The 19,811-nt window shown below is 34.9% G+C and carries 17 protein-coding genes; 9 read left to right on the top strand and 8 right to left on the bottom strand.

Annotation, left to right across the window (positions count from 1 at the left end; all coding sequences use genetic code 11):
* Positions 1–150 precede the first annotated feature (150 nt).
* Positions 151–1,017: a hypothetical protein gene (locus B2R82_RS07685; protein WP_286924306.1), complete on the top strand. Its 867-nt coding sequence runs from the start codon at positions 151–153 to the stop codon at positions 1,015–1,017.
* A gap of 305 nt (positions 1,018–1,322) precedes the next feature.
* On the opposite strand, the gene B2R82_RS07680 is transcribed toward B2R82_RS07685, so the two are convergent.
* The 3 genes from B2R82_RS07680 to B2R82_RS24050 all read right to left on the bottom strand — a co-directional run bounded on the left by B2R82_RS07680 (position 1,323) and on the right by B2R82_RS24050 (position 2,858).
* Entirely contained in the window at positions 1,323–1,838 is a 516-nt protein-coding gene (locus tag B2R82_RS07680; protein WP_286924305.1) for an SRPBCC domain-containing protein, read from the bottom strand.
* 30 nt (positions 1,839–1,868) lie between these two features.
* On the bottom strand, positions 1,869–2,210 hold the full coding sequence (locus B2R82_RS07675) for an ArsR/SmtB family transcription factor (RefSeq protein ID WP_286924304.1): 342 nt from the start codon (positions 2,208–2,210) through the stop codon (positions 1,869–1,871).
* A 279-nt stretch (positions 2,211–2,489) separates the two neighbouring features.
* The gene (locus B2R82_RS24050) at positions 2,490–2,858 is read right to left on the bottom strand and encodes a DUF6713 family protein (protein WP_313373290.1); all 369 of its coding nucleotides are present in this window, start codon (positions 2,856–2,858) and stop codon (positions 2,490–2,492) included.
* Positions 2,859–3,470: 612 nt separating this feature from the next.
* Between B2R82_RS24050 and B2R82_RS07670 the strand changes: the two genes are divergently transcribed.
* Both B2R82_RS07670 and B2R82_RS07665 read left to right on the top strand, forming a co-directional pair.
* On the top strand, positions 3,471–5,177 hold the full coding sequence (locus B2R82_RS07670) for a methyl-accepting chemotaxis protein (RefSeq protein ID WP_286924303.1): 1,707 nt from the start codon (positions 3,471–3,473) through the stop codon (positions 5,175–5,177).
* A gap of 397 nt (positions 5,178–5,574) precedes the next feature.
* Positions 5,575–6,036: a GNAT family N-acetyltransferase gene (locus tag B2R82_RS07665; protein ID WP_286924302.1), complete on the top strand. Its 462-nt coding sequence runs from the start codon at positions 5,575–5,577 to the stop codon at positions 6,034–6,036.
* Between the two features lie 54 nt (positions 6,037–6,090).
* On the opposite strand, the gene B2R82_RS07660 is transcribed toward B2R82_RS07665, so the two are convergent.
* Entirely contained in the window at positions 6,091–7,497 is a 1,407-nt protein-coding gene (locus B2R82_RS07660) for a PLP-dependent aminotransferase family protein (protein ID WP_286924301.1), read from the bottom strand.
* Positions 7,498–7,637: 140 nt separating this feature from the next.
* Between B2R82_RS07660 and B2R82_RS07655 the strand changes: the two genes are divergently transcribed.
* On the top strand, positions 7,638–8,264 hold the full coding sequence (locus tag B2R82_RS07655; RefSeq protein ID WP_286924300.1) for an FMN-binding negative transcriptional regulator: 627 nt from the start codon (positions 7,638–7,640) through the stop codon (positions 8,262–8,264).
* Positions 8,265–8,458: 194 nt separating this feature from the next.
* Entirely contained in the window at positions 8,459–8,713 is a 255-nt protein-coding gene (locus tag B2R82_RS07650) for a hypothetical protein (RefSeq protein WP_286924299.1), read from the top strand.
* A gap of 753 nt (positions 8,714–9,466) precedes the next feature.
* Here B2R82_RS07650 and B2R82_RS07645 read toward each other — a convergent pair.
* Positions 9,467–10,954: a methyl-accepting chemotaxis protein gene (locus B2R82_RS07645; protein ID WP_286924298.1), complete on the bottom strand. Its 1,488-nt coding sequence runs from the start codon at positions 10,952–10,954 to the stop codon at positions 9,467–9,469.
* A 139-nt stretch (positions 10,955–11,093) separates the two neighbouring features.
* Here B2R82_RS07645 and B2R82_RS07640 point away from each other — a divergent pair, with 139 nt between their 5' ends.
* Complete coding sequence (locus B2R82_RS07640; protein ID WP_286924297.1) at positions 11,094–12,053, top strand: MBL fold metallo-hydrolase; 960 nt, start codon at positions 11,094–11,096, stop codon at positions 12,051–12,053.
* A gap of 60 nt (positions 12,054–12,113) precedes the next feature.
* Here the strand turns inward: B2R82_RS07640 and B2R82_RS07635 are convergent, their stop codons facing one another.
* Positions 12,114–13,937: a DNA ligase D gene (locus B2R82_RS07635; protein ID WP_286924296.1), complete on the bottom strand. Its 1,824-nt coding sequence runs from the start codon at positions 13,935–13,937 to the stop codon at positions 12,114–12,116.
* Between the two features lie 104 nt (positions 13,938–14,041).
* Between B2R82_RS07635 and B2R82_RS07630 the strand changes: the two genes are divergently transcribed.
* A complete protein-coding gene (locus B2R82_RS07630) occupies positions 14,042–14,860 on the top strand; it encodes a Ku protein (RefSeq protein WP_286924295.1) in 819 nt (272 codons plus the stop codon).
* Between the two features lie 195 nt (positions 14,861–15,055).
* Here B2R82_RS07630 and B2R82_RS07625 read toward each other — a convergent pair whose 3' ends face one another.
* Positions 15,056–17,365 carry a S9 family peptidase gene (locus B2R82_RS07625; RefSeq protein WP_286924294.1) on the bottom strand — a complete coding sequence of 770 codons (2,310 nt, stop codon included), beginning with the start codon at positions 17,363–17,365 and terminating at the stop codon, positions 15,056–15,058.
* A 196-nt stretch (positions 17,366–17,561) separates the two neighbouring features.
* On the opposite strand from B2R82_RS07625, the gene B2R82_RS07620 reads away from it, so the two are divergent.
* Positions 17,562–18,062: a GbsR/MarR family transcriptional regulator gene (locus B2R82_RS07620; RefSeq protein ID WP_286924293.1), complete on the top strand. Its 501-nt coding sequence runs from the start codon at positions 17,562–17,564 to the stop codon at positions 18,060–18,062.
* A 464-nt stretch (positions 18,063–18,526) separates the two neighbouring features.
* Entirely contained in the window at positions 18,527–19,555 is a 1,029-nt protein-coding gene (locus B2R82_RS07615; RefSeq protein WP_286924292.1) for a serine hydrolase domain-containing protein, read from the top strand.
* Here B2R82_RS07615 and B2R82_RS07610 read toward each other — a convergent pair.
* A complete protein-coding gene (locus tag B2R82_RS07610; RefSeq protein ID WP_286924291.1) occupies positions 19,538–19,786 on the bottom strand; it encodes a hypothetical protein in 249 nt (82 codons plus the stop codon). The two genes, B2R82_RS07615 and B2R82_RS07610, sit on opposite strands and share 18 nt — an antisense overlap.
* Between the last annotated feature and the right edge of the window lie 25 nt (positions 19,787–19,811).

Raw genomic sequence — 19,811 nt, 5'->3', positions numbered from 1 at the left:
CATTTAGTTTTTCAACACTATGTAAATAAATTTTTTATTTTTTGAATTTTTTAACCTAATTTTAACCTTAATAGTTTATATTACCAATTATGGAATTTATAAATATGGTTTTGTTAATTCCAAAAACAATTTTTTTAGGAGGCTTATATTATGTCAAATCAAGATTTACAGATGGAAAGCTGGTTAACAGTAAATGATGTTTCCCTTCATCAAAATATTCAAACACCACTTTCTTTCGACCTTACTTCCTCTCTACTAGATGCAGCACCTGTCCAAGATACTATAAGTGGAGGTTTAATTATTGGTAACACACAAAACGAAGCTATCGATGCCAATAATAATGTAAAAAATGCACTGCAAACATACGGTCGTTTTAGTAATGAGGTCAAAGAATCTGCTCAAGTAAGTCCGATTGTTGGATTAACAACTATACTTGATATTGCAAGAATAGTTTCCAATTACAACCCGGCTTTGCCCACTGATCAAGAAAATGATGAAACTAAAAAAGCAAGAGTTATTGCATACAACCAATATATTACGAAGGTGTTGCAAAATCCTTTAATGCACTTAAAAAGCAACTATGAAAAAAAATACACAAAACGAACTTCTAGCTGGAAGACAGCCATTGATGAAATCAGTAATTTGTATGATGGCATCACAGAAAAAGATAAAGAGAAAATTAAAAATAGTTTACAAGCTTTAGCAGAAGCTGCCTCTTCAAGATCTAATAAAGCCAATACAGAAAATATATTTGCTCAAAATATTATTGTGTGCAAAGATGAAGAAATTGAATTTTGTATTTATTCAAGTTCAGTTACAATGCTTTATAGTGGTGGTAAAAATACCGTAAGACAGGTTGATTTCACTCTAAACGAAACCCACATTAGATTTACAAAAGAGTTATGGAGTAGATACTCTGATAAAGTTTTAGATAAACACTTAGCGTTGATAGATGATTGGCTACTTGGAATTAGTACTCCTAATAGTGATAAAACTACTCTCGCTTGCTTTGTTTAAAATATCTATCAAAGGAAACCAGATAACTAGTGGTTTCCTTTTTTCTTTGATAATCATCAATTTTCTACTTTATTAGTAAAAGATAGTACATAATAGAATTTGAATGCCTTGATAAACCTGAGAGGTTCTAATACAGGTGATTATCTAACTATAAAAGGCGATGCTTTTATTCAAGCATCGCACTCGTAAATTTATTTTTTCTATTTACTTACTGCAAAGTGTTTTAAATTACCTGCAAAATTATAATTTATCGAAATCTTTTATGCAAAAACATTAAAATTTTCAGGCTACATTTTTTTGATAATTTACTTCAGTGACTGAATAATCTCATCCAAACGATCCCAAGTTTCTGTAATTCCTTGTAACATGCCCATATCCATAACAGTCTTAAGTGCCTCGGCAGACACGTATTCTGCACGGTTTATCAGCTTAGTCTTGCCATTAAAATCGATGAATTCCATTGTCATCTCTGTCGATGGCATGGAATCATTCAAATTTCCTTCAGCATCTGAAAAGTAATCAGTATAGCTAATTTTCTCTGGCTCAATAATCTCCTTATAAATCCCTTTGCCCCACGATTCCATACCAAAAAATTGACCTTGGTTTGGATCAACACATTTCATGCAGTAGTGCCAAACGCCTCCTGGACGGAAATCAACGGTGCAAACTGGAACTTCCCATCCCTTTGGCCCCCACCAGCGTTTCAGGTGCTCTGGCTCTTTAAACATTTTGAATAAGAAATCACGTGGAGCATCAAAAACGCGCTCTAGTATAAGTACACAATCATTTTCTACCCTAGATACCATTGAATTGTTTGACATTGCACTTCCTCCTTTAATCATGAAATGGTTTTATGATCTTTTTTTCTGCAATTCCTTCAAATATGCATCTAGGTTATCGTATCTTTCCTGCATTACACACTGGAAGGACTGTATCCATGAATCCAGCTCTTGGAATGGCTCAGGTCGGAGCTTGTAGATTCGGCGGTTAGCTTCAGCCTGCACCTCCACAATCCCATTATCACTAAGAACCTTTAGATGCTTTGAAGTTTGGGGCTGCCTCAATTCCAGCTGGTCGGCGATTTCACCCACGGTTAGAGGACCCTGGCGCAAGAGTTCGACAATATTTATACGGTTTGTTTCAGACAAAGCGCTTAATGTCGATATATTTACGCCTGGAATTTTCCCTGACATGTTACTCACCTCGTCATATGATGGTCGCCTGTATAATATCATCTACATCGCACAGGCATTATCACCTGTTATTAATATAACCCATAGGGAATATTCCTGTCAAAGCATATTTAAAAGAAACCTCTTGATTAGGTTGTGCTCAATAATTTCAGATGCTTGCCAATTGACATTAAGAAGCATGTAAGATTCCCTTACCTCCAAGTACGTCTACTTTCGATTTCTTTCTCCCTTTTAAAGTTATAAAAAACCACACCAAGTAAGATGTGACTTTTTAAAAAATTACCTATTAATTAAAAACAAGAAATGTACAACTGCAAGAATCCCCATTGGATAAATTATGGCTCTTGAAAATGTATTTTTAAATTCATTTCGAGGGTGTTTTTCGAAAAATAAATGTAAGATTGCATGGATAATAAGGAATAAATCTAGGAACCAAAACACAATTATCTGATACTCGCTGAATAGTAAAGAAAATATTATTACATATAAAAAAAGATGAAGAAACGTGAAAACTTTATATGCTTTAGAGTCCTCCATATCTTTCAGTACAATAAACAATCGCCATTCTGAGCGCTTTATGGCATCCATTTCATGCAAAAGAAATAAAGATAGGTTAAATAAGAAAAGCACAAGCAAAAAATCAGGCATGGTATACCCCCTATAACTAATATCATCATGTTACTACAAAACTGTCGCCTCAAAATAAAGTAAATATGTCAATATGAAGTCAAACTAACATAAGCTAGGCATAGCAAAAAAACGAATACAGCCTAGCTATCACTTGTTTAAGCGATTAAAATTAAGTATGTTATAGAAAGTGTTTTTGCTTAATAGGAGTCATTTTATTACAATTAAAATCAATATTAAATTGCTCTATTTTTACTACATAATCACCTATTCTATTCTATTCAATTCCTTTCTTCATTATAAGACCAGATTTTGTTTTTTTACTATCTAAATCGAAGAAGCAACCTTTCCGAACATCCCCTCTTTATTATTATTTTTCTAACGAATCTAGAAATACATAGTTTGTATTTTGTTTAGTTTTTCAATTCCAATTAAGGCTTTCTTTCCTTCAGTAAACATCATTGCCAGTAATCCTTAATTTTCGTAATAAAAATTTCGCAATATACTCTTCTCTTATAATAGATTTAGATGTAGTATATTATTACTAAATCAGATTTACTCAATATATTCAAAGTTATACTTTTTTTTCACAATAATTTTTGAAGATAGTTGGGCCTATAGGAGGATAAATTTTTGAAAAACTTATCAATTGGAAAGAAAATGCTAACACTTATTACATCTGCTGTTATTTTTCTGCTACTTATTTCAGGAGTTGGTTTTTTCTACATAAAGGATATGGCGGATAAATCCAGCAAGATGTACAACGAGTCACTTTTGCCAATTCAATACATAGGTGAAATTCGAACTGACATTCGTGCGATGGGTTCTTTCGTTTTAGAGCTCATGATTACAACGGATGCAAATCGTAATGCCGACCTACAAACAAACATCTCAAAGAGGTCTGAAACTATTAAAGACTCAATCGTGAAATTCGAGGCCTCTTACAATGGAAATGAAGCTGAACAAAAACTGTTAGAATCTCTTAAATTCAATGTCGATGGTTATTTTAATGCCATGGAAGAAGTTATTGATTTGGCTGGTCAGAACAAAAACATCGAAGCCTATTCTATGTTCATTACAACCTTAGCTAATTTTAGTGAGAATATGGCAAATGATGCACGCAATCTTATGACTCTATGTTCTGAGGATGCCGATAAGCTTAATAAAGAAAATGAACAAAGTCTATTCACTACTATGATGATGACTATCATTCTCTCTGTTTTGGCCGTTATTTTCTTTATTACATTGGCAACATGGATTGCACGATTAATTGTAAGTCCAGTTAAAGAATTGCAGGCTAATATGTTAAAGGTTGGCGATGGCGATTTGACTGTGGAGGGTACCTATTCATCAAAGGATGAAATCGGTCAATTAACCCAATCTTTCAATACAATGATAAATAATATTAATAATACAGTAACGAAAGTCACTGAAACTGCTAATCATGTCGCTGCAGCATCTGAAGAATTGAATGTTAATGCAGCAGAAACTTCAAAAGCAACAGAATTGGTTGCAAATACAATGGAAACCATCGCTCAAGGATCAGTAGAGCAACTCAATAATGTTTCTAACACATTCAATACCGTCAATGAACTGTCAACAGGTGTTCAACAAGTGGCTGGAAATGCTCAAGCTGTAAGTGAACTTTCAGGGGATTCATTATCCCTGGTAATAAATGGTATAGATGCCGCGAATCAAATGAATCAACAAATGATGGACATCACAGATCGTGTAAAAGGGTTATCTGAAATTGTGGACTTGTTAGGACAACGTTCAAATAAAATTGGTCAAATTATTGATTCAATTACAGCAATCGCTGAACAAACGAATCTTCTTGCCCTGAACGCAGCAATTGAAGCTGCACGTGCTGGCGAGCATGGGAAAGGCTTTGCTGTCGTTGCAGATGAGGTTAGAAAACTAGCAGAGCAGTCTGCTGTTTCTTCAAACCAAATTGAAGTGTTGATTTCTGAGACACAGAAAGATACGCTTAGGGCTGTTGAATCAATGAAGTTAGTAACATCTGAAGTGACAGAAGGGATTAAAACAACGGAAAATACACGTACAACTTTCGCTTCAATTCAAAATGCAATTCAAAGTGTTACAACACAGGTAGAAGAAGTATCGGCAGCAGTCGAGGAAATGGCTGCGGGAACTCAGGAAATTGTTGGTAGTATGAATACAATTCACTCCATAACTAAATCTACTACTGTTGGAGCAGAGAGTATGTCTGCTACAACTGAAGAACAAATGGCATCAATGGAGGAAATTTCATCATCTGCTAATGCACTTGCAAACTTGGCAGAGGAGTTAAGAGACCTGGCATCTCAATTCCGAGTTTAATACAATCATCATTTGCAGCACCACTTTTAACATTTTAATTTGATTTTACATTTTTTCCAAAATAACAATATCAGTTATATAAAAAGAAGCGGCTAGATTCTGTTTTTGATCTATACCGCTTCTTCTCTATTAGCTCTCACTGTCCCTTAAAATCTGTGTAGTTACTTTGCGAAGTGGTATAGTGCTAACCCCTCTGAGATCGCTTCATATCCACATTTATAAAATATCGTACCAAATATCAAATAATTTAATCCTACTGGAGATTATGTAGTAGGCAAAACCTTGAGGAGTATAATATTTATATTAATTACTTACCATATTGAAATTTTATATCTATAAATCAACCAATAATCTAAAATATTACTTGAGGTTATTAAAAACTTAATGGAGGTATAACATGAAGATAAAGATAGCAACAGTAGATGAAATTGAACAAATTGAAATTTTATACCAAGAACTATTTTTAGAAATGTCTATCTTACAACCTAACTATTGGAAGCCTGCAAAACAAGATGTCGAGTTTATTAGAAATACAATTAATGAAAAAGAATCAGATATTCTCATAGCTGAAATAAATAAGCATGTAGCTGGCTTTCTGCTTGTTCAAGAAACAATAACCTCCCCATATTCATGTCTAGTTCAACATAAGTATGCCTTTATTACTGATGTTATTGTTGGAAAATCCTATCAGAATCAAGGAATTGGTTCAGCTTTGCTATTAGAAGCGAAAAATTGGGCTCAAGATCGCAATTTAGATTACTTGGAGCTCAGCGTATTAGCTGAAAATACTGGTGCTATTTCTTTATATGAAAAACATGGTTTTAAAGATATGAACCATACCATGCGTTTAGAATTTTGATGATTAGTAAGGAGCTGTTTGATACAGCTCCCAATTATGACTGACAATCAATTACTATTCAAACCACGCTATATTTAAAAGCTCAATCCCTTTAAAAATAGAAGCTTCATCTAAATTTGCAAAACCAAGTAATACTTTAGCTGATTGATTTTTTTGAGGGTTGGCATAAAAAACTGAAGTAGGATAGATGATGACCCCTTGCTCTCGAGCCGTTTGAATAAGCTGTTTTTCTGTCATATGATTGTTCGGTTCAAGAAGGATATGCAAACCGGAACCAGAGCCATATACCTTGACATCGTCGTTCATCACTTGATGAATTGCATTTAATAAGGCAAGATGTCTTCCCTTGTAAATATTTCTTGATTTATTTAGATGCCTTTCCCAATGGCCACTTTCCATAAATAATCTTAAAGTATGCTGATGGAGCCTTGACACAGTTTGAACATAGAAATTGTTCTTTTTATAAAGATTAATTAATCCCATTGGTAAAACCATATAGCTTAATTTAATAGAAGGAATTAATGATTTCGAAAATGTCCCCATGTACACTACATTTTCATAGCTATCTAATCCACGAAGAGCAGGTATAGGCTTTCCACTATATCTAAACTCACCATCATAATCATCCTCGATTATATAAGCGTTCTCTTCTCTGGCCCATTCTAATAATTCCATCCTTCTGGCAATAGGCATAACAATTCCTGTTGGAAATTGATGAGAGGGTGTTACATAGACAGCCTTTACTTTATTTTTTCTAAGATGATAAACACTAATGCCACTATTATCAAGAGGGATTGGCTGAATATGTATACCACTATCCTCAAAAAAATACCGAACCCGATAATATCCGGGATCTTCCATACCATAGACAACATCTCTTCCAATCAAATTACATAGGAGTCCAGTGAGATATTGTAATCCAGCTCCCACAATAATTTGCTCTGCGGAACAACTTACACCTCTAGCCTGATAAAGATATTGAGAGATTGAATTTCTTAATTCAGACTCTCCCTGAGGATCTCCATACAAATATAAATAACCATGTTCTTCATTTAAACTTTGTAAACTCAATTTCCGCCATATTTTATAGGGGAAATCCTTTAAATTAATATCACCATAATTAAAATCGTATTTTACTTTTATATCTTCTAACTCTTGATTAGAGCTAGCTGCCAAAATATCATTATCTATTTGATTATTCTTTAGAAAGAAATCCTTTTCTAATTCCACCACATATATTCCATCTCTTTCTTTACTAATAACATAGCCCTCTGCGATAAGTTGCTGATAGGCAGCGTCAACAGTGTTTCGACTTATATTTAGATGTTTAGCTAAGTTTCGTTGAGATGGCAATTTACTATTTGCACGAATATTCCCTACTTGAATTTCATTTTTGATAAATTTGTATAGCTGAAGATACAGCGGACCATCTTTATGTAAAATTGGTGTTATTTCAATCATTTTATTGGCTCCTTTACAAATAACATTATTGGCACTTTGATAGGTACCAATGAATGATTATAATTAAATCTATATTGTGAGATGTAAAATGTAAAGGTTTTAAGGCATTTCACTAAAAAATCAGAGAGAGGGCGATTTCTATGTTTATTCCTAAATATTACAAAGTAACCGACTTAGAGGAAATTAAAAAATTTATTCGTTTAAACGCTTTTGCTACAATAGTTTCTATAAAAAAAGGTAGACCCATTGCTACCCATTTACCACTGCTTCTCAGCAAACAAGGTGATGATTATTACCTCACAGGGCATTTAGCATATGGAAATCCTCAATGGAGAACTTTTCAAGAGACAGATGAGGTACTAGTTATGTTCCAAGGGCCTCATGCCTATATCTCGTCTTCTTGGTATGAGCAAGAGAATGTTCCAACATGGAACTACCAATCAGTACATGTATATGGAAAAGCTGAAACCTTTGAAGGCAAAGAGCTCGAAAAAGATTTGTCAAATTTACTTGAGAAATATGAAAAACATCGTGAGCATCCCGTATTATGGGATACACTTTCTCCCCAATTATTAGAACAAGAAATGAAAGGAATTGTTGGTGTAAGGGTTAAAGTACAAGAAATACAAGCTGCATATAAATTAAGCCAGAATCGAAATAAAGAAGATTATTCAAATATTATCCATCATCTATATGAGGAAAATGATTTGAACGCATGTGCAGTAGCAGAAGAAATGAAAAGATTGGAACGCGATCATAATTCGTAGAATCTAGTATAAGTACAACTTTTCATTTAGCATTGATTATAAGAATTCACTACTCTTGGATAATTTTATAAAAAGGAATGATAATATGCCTCAATTCATCCATTCTATCAGCTCAATACCAAGCTTGTAGGGAGTGCTATTATATCCCTTGACTTTCCCTGCAAGCTTGGGTTTCTCAAGGGAGCTGATAGTTTATGAAAAATCGATCAAAAGCCTATATTCGCCACCAAAGAGAGCGAATAATTCGAAAAAAATGGGCCACTTTAAAAAATGTATTTTTACTAGAGAGAAATTACATGCCAGTACGCGGCAAATTAAGCAAAGGCAAAATTCACTGTTCATGTAGAATGTGTCGATATGAGCAGTATCACTCGATTCCAAAGGCTAAACACAAGGCTAAATTAAAAGCAATGAAGGAGGAAATAGACGATCACTTCCAATTAATTTGATCTCTATAAAAATTTTAAATTCATTAAAAATATTGGAAAGACCAGGCTCTACTAAAAATTGAGAGCCTGGTCTATTTGTGCGTGTTGGTTTGCTTTCGCATTCCTCGACATGAATAGATTAGCATATTGCTCTATACAAAATCTGAACAAATTTCGATTCTTTTCCAAAATTGTGGAGCTTGTACTATTTACGATAATCCCTCCTCTCTGCATACTCAACAGAGAAAAAATTTTATGTATGTAAATCCAGCACTTAACGTTTACAAAAATAGCATGCATTTGTATGGAGTACTCTAATGTAGTGAGTATTGACTTCGACTAGCTACTCTTTTTCATTTAACCGTTTAACATTAACAGCAGCTTTCCGTTTTAAGTACTACCCTATAATAAATATTTAATTATTCGAATCCACCCAAAAATTGAAATCCACAAAATTGCACTTAAAATAAAGCCATTTATAATACCAATAAAAAATCTGTTTTCCACACAAACCACTCCTTTTCCTTTCAGGATTGGCTTATTCACAGATACTTAAACAAGTAGGGGCGCTTGAATCACAAACTTTACTCGTTAAAATTCTAATTTGACAATAGGAGATTTTAGTATTTTAAACAATCTTATATAAAAACTACTTTCTTTAAATCCAAGTAATTGCCAAAATAACCTTTTGTATTCCATCCTATTCATTCGGTATTCAAATCAAATAAAAACACAGGAGGAAAAATATCTTTATCCCCTGTGTTTATTTTCTTTCTATGAATATCTTTCTTCCTTATTTGTAACGAGCAACTTTAAGGTATTACTTAATGTTTGTATATGATTTGTAGTGTTCGTCATCATTTCTAGCATGCTGTTTTCATCCTCTACGGAAAGTAGAATTTCACCAGTAGAATTTGCGTTTTGCTCAGTCATTTCATTAAGTTTTTCTATTTGTGACTGTATTTTATCAAACTGTGAAATGGCACTACTTAATTCAGACATCCCTCTAGTTAAATCCGTATTTGTAATCGCAAAAGAATCTTTTAAAACATTCAAGAAATTGCTGACATCTCGTAACAGTATCTCCCCATGATGTAATGCCTTTTCGCCTGCATCTGAGCGTTGGTGCGCCTCTGTAGATTTTGCAAACAATGTTTTTGTCACTTCCGTAATGCTTACTGTTATGGCTGCACTTTCTTCTGCTAATTTCCGTACTTCATCGGCAACGATAGCGAAGCCTTTACCATGCTCTCCTGCTCTTGCCGCTTCAATTGCTGCATTAAGAGCCAATAGATTTGTTTGTTCTGCAATATGCTGAATTCCCTGTAACAAGCTGTCTACCGTTTGCAGACTTAGCTGTAACTCATTGACAGTTTCTGCAGTAGAGCCTATTGCATGACTCATAACCTCCATTTGTGCCATTGCATCCTGCATTTTCTCCCATCCTGCTAAAACCTCCTCTTGAAGATCTGTAGATTTAGAGACGGTTTCCTTGGAAATAGAAAATGTTTCGTTGACAAAATGGACAGATTCCTTCATCGTTCCATGAATCATTTGTAGGCTTGAGGACTCTTGCTGAATACTTGCAGAAATATCCTCGGTAGCTAAGAGGATCTGCTTACTCGACGTTGATATTCTCTGCATTGTATGTTGGAATTGTGTAACATGCTCGTCCAATGCTTGGCTACTATTTTCTATCTCCTGAAATGTTTTCTGTAGCTGCTCTAAGGATGCTTTTACTTCATTTTGCTGAATTGCTGCATGTTCAATCAATTCATTGCCCCACTTGGCAATTAAAAAAAAGGCAATGATAACCCCATTCATAATGGCTAATAGCGTAATAAAAACGATAATATCATCAAAGGGTCCTAGCAATGATTTAGAATTGGCGATATACAAGAAGACAAAGCTTATATTTGTTAGTACACCAAAAAATACAATTAGTTCCTTTTTAAAATATAGAGCAATAATGGCTACTGTACAAAGTAAAATATAATGTTTATTTAATGAAAAGCTATCGACTAAAAATAATGTAAAAACTACGCTTGAAGGAATCATACCAAAAATAAAGCCTTTGACATATGTTTTAATAGGTAAAAAATAATTTCCTATCGCGAATGCAATAACAGTAAGTCCAATAAATAAGAACATAATACCCTTTGAAAAAATCATGGGTCCACAAATTAGAATGGCCAAAATTGAAATAATAGCTAAATTAACCCGATGAACCTTTCGTGTGTCATAGCGAATCCTTCTCTCCATTAATTAATCCCCCTAAAAAATGAATGGACATTCAGTTTAGTTTTCTATTATTATATAGTATAACTACTACTTTTTGTAGCTAAAAAATTCCTACAAGAGAATATTTTGTACAAATTTGAATCCGAAGGGAGAAATTAGATTGTCTAGAGTCCAACAGATAGCGCCAAATTTTTTTTGTATTGATACACATGATTTAAATCGAGAACAGCGTACAAGCTCTTATTTACTAATTGATGAAAAAATTGCTCTAATTGAAACGTCTGCCAGCCCGTCTGTGCCATATATAATAGATGGGTTGGATGAATTAAATATAGCATTAGAGGACATCGACTACGTAATTGTCACGCATATCCATTTAGATCATGCTGGTGGAGCAGGGCTATTTTTACAAAGCTGTCCAAATGCCACATTTGTTGTACATCCACGAGGTGTATCTCATATGGTTGATCCTAGTCGACTAATAGCAAGTGCAAAGAGTGTTTATGGAGAGGAGTTTGAGCGTCTTTTCGACCCAATTGTCCCAATCGATGCAAATCGAATAAAAGAAATTGAGCATGAGCAAGAATTAATATTGGGTCAGCACAAGCTAACTTTCTTTCATACAGAGGGCCATGCAAAACATCATGTTTCCATGCTTTATTCCGCAACAAATGGCCTGTTTGTAGGCGATACAACAGGTGTCCGTTATCCCGAAATGGATGGTGAAGCGATTGATGTAATCATCCCATCAACCTCACCTAATCAGTATAACCCTGAGACAATGGAGCAATCCATCAAGCTATATGAAAGACTGAATGCCAGTGAATTGTATTTTGGACACTATGGTGCATATAAAAATCCACAGGAAGCCTATCGCCAAGTACGCTACTGGACACCACTGTTTCTAGCTGAGGGAGAAAAAGCAAGTAAGGTATCAAGCATTTTCCAAGAACAAGTCCATTATTTAGATGCACGTTTAAAAGAGCTTTTATTTAACTATCTTCAGGAAAATGGCATACCAGCAAGTCACCCTGTATATGAAACCATTCCGTTTGATACAATTGTTTCCTCCATGGGAATTCTAGATTACCTTGCAAAAGTAAAAGTACAGCAGTCCTGATTTAAATGGCTAAAGCATCGGATCTCTCACCGATGCTTTAACTTCTTAGTATAAATCCTATTAGGAATTTTTTAAATGATCTAAAACTGATTGAAAATCCTGATTTTCCCCTATCTGACGAAAATGCTTAAAAGGGTTCCCTACTTTTTTCATACGCTCCAACACAGCAGGAATTGTAAAAAGATCCGGTGTTAGCTGTGGCTGAACCTCTTCCCAATATAACGGTGTTGCTACTAGCCCTTTCTCATTTCCACGTGTGGAATAGGGTGCGATAATCGTCTTTCCTTCCGCATGCTGTATATAATCTAAATACAATTTTTGATGTCTATTTTTCTTTAATCGCTCTATTGTATATAAATCCGGTTTTTGCTCACATAGAAACGTACAGACAAATTCCGTAAATATTCTCACCTCATCATAGGAAAATACGTTTTCAGGTAATGGAATATAGAGCTGTAAGCCTTTACCTCCTGATGTTTTAACAAAAGATTGTAGCTTAAAAAAGTCAATGATCTCCTTTAAATCAAGTGCCCCCTTCATGGCCAGTGAGAAATACTCCACTGAAGGAGGATCTAAATCAAAAACAATCTCCGTCGGATGTATTGTTTGCAATGTTTGAAATGGAATGTGGAACTCTAACGCAAGCTGATTGCCGAGCCACAATAAAGTTTCAAGATTATTACATACTAGATAATTAATTTCATCCATCCACCCTGTTGACACAAATTCAGGTATTTTCTCAGGACTACTCTTCTGATAGAAGCTTTCACCAGGAGCCCCATGCGGAAAACGAATTAATGTTAGCGGGCGATTATGCAGAAATGGTAAAATATATGGTGAAATCATTTGTAAATAATGCAAATAATTATCCTTGTTCATCCCAATCGCTGGCCATACAGGCTTATCTGGATGTGTTATGCTTACTGTCTCTGGTATTGGAAACAACTGTCGAAGCATATGCTGCCATTGACAATCCTCTGGTGCAAGCTCTAAGCGAAATTTAGAGAATCTTGGTTCTCGTAGCTTAGTACCATCAAAATCAATACAGGCGATATCTACACAAATAGAAGGCTCTAACTGCCAAATTTCATTATTTCGTTGACCATTTGCTTGAAAAAAAGCAACAAGGGTCTTATGTTCCTCCTCTGTCATGCCATGCCTAAAGTTGACGATCTCTACTAATTGTTGCTGCAGGTACACAGCCCCATGAAAATAACCATTACTATGATTGTAATGTGTAACGATAACGGCTACGAGATGCCAATTTTTAATTTTTAGCCAATGTGAAGATCGTGTGTCCTCCATCCATTTACTCGTTTTTTTCTTAGCCACCAAGCCCTCACCATTGTTCACTTTTATGGCATGCCAAAGAGACTGATATTGCTCAGTACTAGCGATTACTTGCAATGAATGCTGATCCTCATAGTTTATCGTTAAGGGAAGCTTTAAAGTCATAAAAAGGTTTGTAAGCTGTTGTTTTCGTGTTTTTAAATAACGATTTGTTAGTGACTCGCCTTGATAAACTAATAAATCAAACACAATAAAATGGATAGGAAACGAGTTAGCATGTTCAGTAATCCCCCCTTCGTTTTGCATCCTCCCTCTTTTTTGGACAATCGAAAATTCACTTTTATAATTATTGATTAAATAAACTAGCTCTCCATCAAGTAATAATGGTAAAAAGGGCCTCACTTGGTCTGAAATGTGCTGACAAAAAGCAATAATCTCAGGAAATAAATGATTTAAATTATTGCCATTTCTGCTTATAAGCATTGGCTGTTCGACCCATTCTAATAGACATCGAAAACCATCATATTTTGTTTCATAAAGCCATTCATCTCCTTCAGGTATGTCAAGTGCCTCTGTTAAAAGCATTGGTTTCAATAAAATCACCTCATTTGCTTTTTCCAACAGTTTTTGTTGATTTTCATTTAAGATACATAAAAATAATGAAAATATAGCATAGTAAGAAAAACGAGGTGACATCAATGCATACAGTGTGGAAAGGTAGCATTTCATTTGGTCTTGTCAATATACCAGTGAAGCTACATGCTGCAACGGAAAATAAAGATATTAAATTACGCCAGCTTCATAAAGAATGTCATACGCCGATCAGCTATAAAAAGGTTTGTGAAGGCTGTAATCAAGAAGTAAAAGAAGAAGATATCGTCAAGGCCTATGAATATGCAAAAAATAAGTTTGTCGTTTTAGATCAAGAAGAATTGGAAAACTTACGCAAGGAAAATGAAGATAAGGCCGTAGAAATTATTGATTTTGTCAAATTAACGGAGATTGATCCGATTTATTTTGAACGCACTTATTTTTTATCCCCGGACACTACTGGCAGTAAGGCCTATGCCCTATTACGTCAAACATTGGAGCAATCAGGCAAGATTGGTGTAGCCAAAATTATTATTCGCTCTAAGGAGCAGTTGGCCGTTGTCCGCGTTTATCAAAATGCCTTAGTAATGGAGACCATCCATTATCCTGATGAGGTTAGAAGTGTAAGTGATGTACCAAATATTCCAAGTGAACAAACAGTTGTACCAAAAGAGCTGGAAACTGCCCTCATGCTGGTAGAGCAATTAACTACAGAGTTTAATCCTGATAAATACACAGATGACTACCGAAATGCCCTAATGGAGCTAATAGAGGAGAAAAAAGCAACAAGTACAATTTCGGCGAGCGATAATCGCCCAGTTCCTGATAATGTTACAGACCTTATGACAGCACTTCAGGCCTCATTAGATAAAACAAAGAAACCAGCACCAAGGAAACGTACTACAAGAACGAAGAAAAATGCTTAAAAGATAAAGAGCGTATTCTGGTTTTCGGATACGCTTTTTATGTGAGCTTTACTATAAATTTCCCGGAACGTAAGCGAAGAGGATAATCGAACGTCACTAGGAAAGCCTCAGCCGCAGTGGAAATCAATCCCACATTATGATAAGTTTAAATGAAGAAAAAGACTGATAGAACCAATCTTTTTCCTCAATACCTTATTAACCTGGATACATCGGATCCTTAATGGAATATTCTTTAGGTGGTTCCACCTTTAGTAAATGCTGAACAAAATAGTCCCATCGTCGTCGAATATAATAAACATCTGCACCAATACCATGATGTCGATTAGGAAGGATCATTAAATCAAAATCTTTATTTGCCTTTGTTAATGCATGTACCATTCGGATTGTCAACGAGGGGTGCACATTATCATCCATATCTCCTGTTACTAAAAGTAATTTTCCTTTTAGACGACTTACTAGGAGTGTATTATCTTGTTCTTTATATAGTTCAGGATCATACATTCCCTGAAATCGTTCTCCCCAAAATGCTAAATAATAGCGTTGATCGTGATTGCCACAGCCTGCAACTGCTACCTTATAGGTTTCAGGATATGAAAGGATGGCTCTAGCAGCTCCGTAGCCACCACCAGATTCTCCGTATATGCCAACACTATTTTGATCTAAAAAGGGGAACCGTTGTGTTAATTGTTTAAGCGCTGCTACATGATCTTCTAAACCGGCAGCTCGTTCTAAGTTTCCATTAGAATAATCATGAAACGATTTTGATCGATAAGGTGTGCCTCTTCCATCCATTATAAGTACCGCAAATCCAAGCTGAGCAAATGCTTGAGCTCCACCTGTAAAATCTACAGGACCTTCTATAAATTCACCACCCCAAGTAAACTTTTTAGGGGTGTGGGTCAGTTGGGGACCACCATAAAAACTATCTAGAACTGGATATTTTTTATTTTTAATTAGGTTTGCTGGTTGTATCAAAATCCCATATAAATCAGTTACTCCATCAGCAGCCTTCACCTTGAAACGTTGAGGAATGCTGTATCCCTTTTCCATAAGTCGTTCCACGTTTGCTTTTTCCAAATTACAGACAAAGCTTCCATCAGTTTTACGTAAAACAGTTTGAGGTGGTAAATCCACACGGGAGTACGTGTCAACAAAATAGGTATTATTAGGAGAGATAAATACATCATGTTCTGCGTCTTCAGGGGTTAAAAGCTTGAGTTCAGTTCCATCAAAGCGGACTCTATATAGATGTTGAAGATACGGATCACGGTTTGATTCTCTTCCTCCCGCTGTAAAGTATAGCCATTCCTTTTCTTCATCCACACTTATAATTTGGCGAACTCCCCATTCTCCTGACGTTATACGATTTTTTAATTGTCCAGTATTTCCATCATATAAGTATAGATGTGACCAACCATCTCGTTCGGAATGCCAAATAAAGTCATTGCTTTTATTTATCCATCTTATGTTCACACCTCCAAATCCAAGATTGTATAGATCTGTAAATATAAAACTATCACTTTTTTCCTCTAATAAAATTTTAGCCTTACCTGTCTCAGAATCTACTAATATAAATTGAACCACTCGATAATCCCTAGAAAAATTTAAAAAATAGAAACTATTACTATCTTCCGTCCAAAACGCAGTTTGAGAATACTCTGTTAAGGGTGACACCATTCCAGAAATTATAGGATCAAAGTCAACCTGTATTGTAGATCCCTTTTCTATGTCAAAAATAAAAAATTCAATTAACGGAACGTATTTATCACCAACCAAAGGATATCGGTATGCGTGTGCTTCAGGTTCACCTGCTTGATTTTGTGGAGCATACTGCAACAGATGTAGTGTTCTAACTTTTCTTTGATCCAACCTATGCGACACAATTTTTTTAGAATTTGGTGACCATAATGCTACAGGTGGTGGCTGCTGTTGATACAAACGTTCGAAGATTGCACTTGTGCTTGACTCTGGCTGACTTCCATAATCGTAATATGGTTCACCATCGTTCGTAAGTGTTTCAACTTCTTTAGTATTTAAATTGCGTAAATACAAGTTATGATCCTTAGTAAAAACAGTCCAGTCTCCATCAGGTGAACAGCTTTCATGAGGCAAAACTTTCTTATTTGTTTCTAACATTTTGCATTCATATTGATGTAAATTACAGAGCCAGGAGGTTTCCTCTATACTAAATTGAATTGAATGTTCGTTATTGAGATAGCTGAACGAATCAAATGGAAGGTCATAAGAAGTAAAATGTTTCCCAATTGAATGAGAAAGAGCCTTTGCCAGCTTTTCATGATCGAATGCTTCTTTTTTTATTCTCCTTACTGGATCAACCACTATAAATTGCTTGCTATCCGTATTTATATCTCTTTGGTACCAAAAACATTCTGATTCACCGATCCAGTTCGGAATCACTTTTCCGTTAAGCACATCTTTTAGCGTATTCCAAACAAGTAATCTCTCCGCACGCTCGTAATGTTTTTCATCAATTGATAATTTCATTGGAAACACCCCTTAAAGTTAATATCGTTAAAAATGTTTTTAACGATATTAACGATAAAACAAATGTAATATTTAGTCAATAAAAAACTTGAATATTGCAAAATATAAGTAATGTTAGATGATAACTCATTGACAATGACCTAACGATTACTTATCATTAACAACATTAATAATAACGTTAATTAGGAGAGCTAAAATGTCTAATCATCAAAATTTACAAGAACAATTTAGTCAAGAATTAGAGAAATTAAGTGATGGCGGAGGTAATTTATTAGCTGAACGCTTATTCTCTCTTTTATTGTTTTCGTCTAAACCATTAAGTTTACAAGAAATGGCTGATCAATTAGAAGTAACTAAAGCTGCCGTAAGTATTCGAATTCGTGAATTAGAGGCAGGTGGATTAGCTGTTAAAAAGTCAAAGATAAGTGATCGGCGAGATTATTATTACATAGCAGATAATTTTAGCCTTGTAATGGCCGAGTCATTTTTAGCAAAAATGAAACGTTTTCTATCAAGTACCGACAGCATATTGGAAAAATGGCCGGAAGAGTCAGAAATATCGGAAGACCAAAAGGAAAACTATCATGTAGCTAAAAAGAGAATGATGGACTTCCAATTGATATATCAGCTTATTTTTCAACGTTTAGAGGGAGTTGAGGATGAATGGAAATCCAAAAGAAACAATATTGAGATTTAAAATGGACTGAAAGATATTTTCCATTCCCTATAAATTTTTTGTCAAACATTTGTGCGTTCTAGTAACTAATCGGAAATTTTTTTTACTATGTAGTTCACAAAGAAAGCGTGGTATAATTTTTACCCACTCTTTTTCCTTCAATTCAATCAGACAATTTATACTTACTAATAGAATTAGTCTTGTGTAACTTACTTCAAGTACCTTTATTACTACAGGAAATTAATTCCAATATTTTTTAATCAATTTTACTCCTATGTAGAGAATTTTGTATTAGAATACGAGAAATGCTCTTCAAAGCTAGCTGTCTCTCGCGGTCTAATACATAGTGGAGATAAAAAGGCTATTATCTTTACTAGGTTAGTCCATCTATGATTGTAGATGTCGTGATTAAACAAAATAAACCCCATTATACAAACATTCGTTCGAATATCTGCTATAATAAAGAAAAAACTAGGAGCATATAGATGATAAACATTTGTGAACGCATGAAGCATAATCGTATAACTGGTCTCAGTCTTGTAGCTATTGAAAAGAGTAAAATCAATATGTCAGATCATTTTGGAGTTCTAGAAGCAGGTAGCCATAGAAAAATTAATGAGCACACGATTTTCAATGCTTGTTCGATAAGTAAGTTTCTAACAAGCATATTAGTATTAAAATTGGTGGAACAAGGTTTTTTTAACTTAGATGAAGATATTAATAAGAAGATAATTTCGTGGAAGATTCCTGACAATCAATTTACAAAGCGTAAAAAAGTTACATTACGCAACTTACTCTGTCATCAATCAGGTATTATGGACCTGGAAGGTAGTTTTACAGCCGTAGAATCTGTCAATAAAATGCCATCCATGGCAGAAATATTGGATGGTAAAACGCCCTACTGCAAAACACCTATTGAGGTAACGTATGAACCTGAAAGTGAATTTCACTATTCGGATGCAGGCTTTTGCGTCATTCAATTACTTATTGAAGATACAATGTGTAAACCGTTTCCCGTTCTGATGGAAGAACTTATTTTTCAGCCATTAGGTATGACAAACAGCATATTTCCTAACAATTTAACATTGTCAACTATGGATAATCTCGCTTGTGGTCATCATCACACTGGTACTCTTAATTCAGGAAAATACGCCATTTATCCGTATCCTGCAGCCTGTGGTCTATGGACTTCCGCTTGTGATTTAGCCATTTTATTACAGGAAGTTCTAAATGCTGTAAAAGGACGAAGCAAAATAGGCCTTTCTGTGACAAACATAAAAGAACTGTTTCAGCCGCAGGGATGTTTAGAGTGGTCAGGGCTAGGAGTATTTCTAGATGGTCAGGAGGAGATGCTTGAATTTTCCTCACTTGGCTGGGGAGTTGGTTTTCAATGTATGCTAGTAGCTTATCCATATTTAGAAAAAGGATTAATTATTATGACGAATACAGATACAGGAAAACATCAAATGAAGGGAATCATAGGAGAAATCTATCAATCAAAAAAAGGGGTATAATGCCTCTTTTTTCACCTTATAATGCAATTGCACCATTTGGCCATAACGTTGTGAATGAATTAGCTGTAACTCTTGATATGGATTATGTAGTTTTAACAAGGTTAACCTGAGCCTAACAGATATGGTAATAATCAACTCATCAATGAACCTTTCCTTCATAAACACATCCAAGAAATCTGTCCCTCTCACCATCCAAATTTTGAACCCTCCCGCTCCCTCTTTTTTTTTCATAAAGGCGACCCCTTCATAAATTCGC

The organism is Lysinibacillus sp. UBA6686, from assembly GCF_002455205.1.
GTDB classification, from domain to species: domain Bacteria; phylum Bacillota; class Bacilli; order Bacillales_A; family Planococcaceae; genus Lysinibacillus; species Lysinibacillus pakistanensis.
Note: the sequence above shows the minus strand (reverse complement) of the source record. Positions and strands in the feature narration are given on the sequence as shown.

What these genes read in the sequence shown, in the direction of transcription:
- B2R82_RS07680 (WP_286924305.1), bottom strand. Translation starts at nt 1,838, where the DNA reads ATGTCAAACAATTCAATGGTATCTAGGGTAGAAAATGATTGTGTACTT.
- B2R82_RS07620 (WP_286924293.1), top strand. Translation starts at nt 17,562, where the DNA reads ATGTCTAATCATCAAAATTTACAAGAACAATTTAGTCAAGAATTAGAG.
- B2R82_RS07625 (WP_286924294.1), bottom strand. Translation starts at nt 17,365, where the DNA reads ATGAAATTATCAATTGATGAAAAACATTACGAGCGTGCGGAGAGATTA.
- B2R82_RS24050 (WP_313373290.1), bottom strand. Translation starts at nt 2,858, where the DNA reads ATGCCTGATTTTTTGCTTGTGCTTTTCTTATTTAACCTATCTTTATTT.
- B2R82_RS07610 (WP_286924291.1), bottom strand. Translation starts at nt 19,786, where the DNA reads ATGAAAAAAAAAGAGGGAGCGGGAGGGTTCAAAATTTGGATGGTGAGA.
- B2R82_RS07650 (WP_286924299.1), top strand. Translation starts at nt 8,459, where the DNA reads ATGAAAAATCGATCAAAAGCCTATATTCGCCACCAAAGAGAGCGAATA.
- B2R82_RS07675 (WP_286924304.1), bottom strand. Translation starts at nt 2,210, where the DNA reads ATGTCAGGGAAAATTCCAGGCGTAAATATATCGACATTAAGCGCTTTG.
- B2R82_RS07615 (WP_286924292.1), top strand. Translation starts at nt 18,527, where the DNA reads ATGATAAACATTTGTGAACGCATGAAGCATAATCGTATAACTGGTCTC.
- B2R82_RS07660 (WP_286924301.1), bottom strand. Translation starts at nt 7,497, where the DNA reads ATGATTGAAATAACACCAATTTTACATAAAGATGGTCCGCTGTATCTT.
- B2R82_RS07685 (WP_286924306.1), top strand. Translation starts at nt 151, where the DNA reads ATGTCAAATCAAGATTTACAGATGGAAAGCTGGTTAACAGTAAATGAT.
- B2R82_RS07665 (WP_286924302.1), top strand. Translation starts at nt 5,575, where the DNA reads ATGAAGATAAAGATAGCAACAGTAGATGAAATTGAACAAATTGAAATT.
- B2R82_RS07645 (WP_286924298.1), bottom strand. Translation starts at nt 10,954, where the DNA reads ATGGAGAGAAGGATTCGCTATGACACACGAAAGGTTCATCGGGTTAAT.
- B2R82_RS07630 (WP_286924295.1), top strand. Translation starts at nt 14,042, where the DNA reads ATGCATACAGTGTGGAAAGGTAGCATTTCATTTGGTCTTGTCAATATA.
- B2R82_RS07655 (WP_286924300.1), top strand. Translation starts at nt 7,638, where the DNA reads ATGTTTATTCCTAAATATTACAAAGTAACCGACTTAGAGGAAATTAAA.